The following is a 2,625-nucleotide window of genomic DNA, read 5'->3' as shown; positions in this document are numbered from 1 at the left end:
TTCGCTAAAGTTGGTTGCGGGAGTAGGATTTGAACCTACGACCTTCAGGTTATGAGCCTGACGAGCTACCGGACTGCTCCATCCCGCGACAGGGTTTTGTCATCGTTCGAGAGATACTGGTGTTTCTTTCCAGGTCTGGCGGCGACCTACTCTCCCACGTCTTGAGACGCAGTACCATCGGCGCGACGGCACTTAACGGCCGGGTTCGGAATGGAGCCGGGTGTTTTGCTCGTGCTATGGCCACCAGACCGGGAAAGAAACACGTGTTGTCCAAGGGCCGCGCGTGTGCGCGGCTTTTCAAGCTTCGTAGGGATGCATGCTGTCTGGTATCCGGTAACTGCCTTGCTGTTACTGGTTCAGATCAAGCCTGTCGGGCCATTAGTACCGGTCAGCTGAACGCGTTGCCGCGCTTGCACCTCCGGCCTATCGACGTGGTGGTCTACCACGGCCCTCAGGGATACCTTGTTTTGAGGGGGGCTTCCCGCTTAGATGCCTTCAGCGGTTATCCTGTCCGATCATAGCTACCCAGCACTGCCATTGGCATGACAACTGGTCCACCAGTGGATCGTTCACCCCGGTCCTCTCGTACTAGGGGCAACTCCTCTCAAGTATCCTACACCCACGGCAGATAGGGACCGAACTGTCTCACGACGTTCTAAACCCAGCTCACGTACCTCTTTAAATGGCGAACAGCCATACCCTTGGGACCTGCTCCAGCCCCAGGATGAGATGAGCCGACATCGAGGTGCCAAACACTGCCGTCGATATGGACTCTTGGGCAGTATCAGCCTGTTATCCCCGGCGTACCTTTTATCCGTTGAGCGATGGCCCTCCCACTTGGGACCACCGGATCACTATGGCCGACTTTCGTCTCTGCTCGACTTGTCAGTCTTGCAGTCAGGCTGGCTTCTGCCATTGCACTCAACGAGCGATTTCCGACCGCTCTGAGCCAACCTTCGCGCGCCTCCGTTACGCTTTAGGAGGCGACCGCCCCAGTCAAACTACCCGCCACGCAGGGTCCCGGATCCGGATGACGGACCGCGGTTAGACATCAAGCAGAACAAGGGTGGTATCTCAAGGGAGGCTCCACAGGAACTGGCGTCCCTGCTTCGAAGCCTACCACCTATCCTGCACATGTTGTGCCTGATGCCAGTGCGAAGCTGTAGTGAAGGTGCACGGGGTCTTTCCGTCTAACCGCGGGTAGCCGGCATCTTGACCGGCAATTCAATTTCGCTGAGTCGATGTTGGAGACAGCGGGGAAGTCGTTACGCCATTCGTGCAGGTCGGAACTTACCCGACAAGGAATTTCGCTACCTTAGGACCGTTATAGTTACGGCCGCCGTTTACCTGGGCTTCAATTCGGAGCTTGCACCCCTCCTTTTAACCTTCAGGCACCGGGCAGGCGTCAGACCCTATACGTCGTCTTGCGACTTCGCAGAGCCCTGTGTTTTTAGTAAACAGTCGCCACCCCCTGGTTTGTGCCCCCGGCGATCATACGCCGGGCCTCCTTCTCGCGAACTTACGGAGGTATTTTGCCGAGTTCCTTCAACATCGTTCTCTCAAGCGCCTTGGTATGCTCTACCAGTCCACCTGTGTCGGTTTAGGGTACGGTCTTACAGTGGGGCTATTTCCAGGAACCGTCTTGAACATGCTCCAATCCGATAAGGAACATGCGTCGCCACGATCCGTCACCACCACACGGCCCAGGAATATTAACCTGGTTCCCATCGACTACGCCTTTCGGCCTCGCCTTAGGGGCCGGCTCACCCTGCTCAGATTAGCTTTAAGCAGGAACCCTTGGACTTTCGGCGAGAGTGTCTCTCACACTCTTTGTCGCTACTCATGTCATCATTCTCGCTAGTGATCTCTCCACCGGATCCCTCACAGGCCGGCTTCACAGAAAGCTCCTTGTCTCCAAGGCGGACCGTTCCGGAGAACGGCACCCGCTAAGGAGACAGTGAGCTATGTCACACTACGCTCCGCTACCATGCGCTATGCGCATCCTCAGCTTCGGCTCGTGGCTTGAGCCCCGTTACATCTTCGCCGCAGGACAACTTGATTAGACCAGTGAGCTGTTACGCTATCTTTAAAGGATGGCTGCTTCTAAGCCAACCTCCTGGTTGTTTTGGTCGTCCCACCTGCTTTCCCACTTAGCCACGAATTGGGGGCCTTAGCTGGAGGTCAGGGTTGTTTCCCTCTTCACGACGGACGTTAGCATCCGCCGTGTGTCTGCCATCTAGTACTCCCGGGTATTCGGAGTTTGGTTAGGATCAGTAAGCCTGTGGGGCCCCATTACCCATCCAGTGCTCTACCCCCCGGGGTATTCGGATGACGCTCTACCTAAATAGATTTCGCGGAGAACCAGCTATCTCCGAGTTTGATTGGCCTTTCACCCCTAGGCACAGCTCATCCCGATCCTTTTCAACGGATGTGGGTTCGGTCCTCCAGTTGGTGTTACCCAACCTTCAACCTGGCCATGCCTAGATCACTCGGTTTCGGGTCTGATCCATCTAACTCATGCGCCCTATTAAGACTCGCTTTCGCTGCGCCTACACCTAACGGCTTAAGCTTGCTAGATAGACCAAGTCGATGACCCATTATACAAAAGGTACGCCGTCACCCCCG

1 tRNA gene, 1 rRNA gene and 1 other annotated feature (1 of these 3 running past the window's edge) are annotated in these 2,625 nt (G+C 56.0%); both genes read right to left on the bottom strand.

The window, feature by feature from the left end:
* Positions 1 to 11: 11 nt before the first annotated feature.
* Positions 12 to 88 (bottom strand) — tRNA-Met (locus BLW27_RS20225).
* A gap of 45 nt (positions 89 to 133) precedes the next feature.
* A 5S ribosomal RNA gene (rrf, locus tag BLW27_RS20220) occupies positions 134 to 248 on the bottom strand.
* Positions 249 to 357: 109 nt separating this feature from the next.
* Positions 358 to 2,625 (bottom strand) — a sequence feature (mutual gap in cmsearch alignment for this rRNA model is longer than 100); it runs 1,292 nt beyond the window's last position.

It is taken from the genome of Citreimonas salinaria (assembly GCF_900107235.1).
GTDB classification, from domain to species: domain Bacteria; phylum Pseudomonadota; class Alphaproteobacteria; order Rhodobacterales; family Rhodobacteraceae; genus Citreimonas; species Citreimonas salinaria.
The sequence above is the reverse complement of the archived record's forward strand: the minus strand, read 5'-3'. Positions and strand labels throughout refer to the sequence as shown.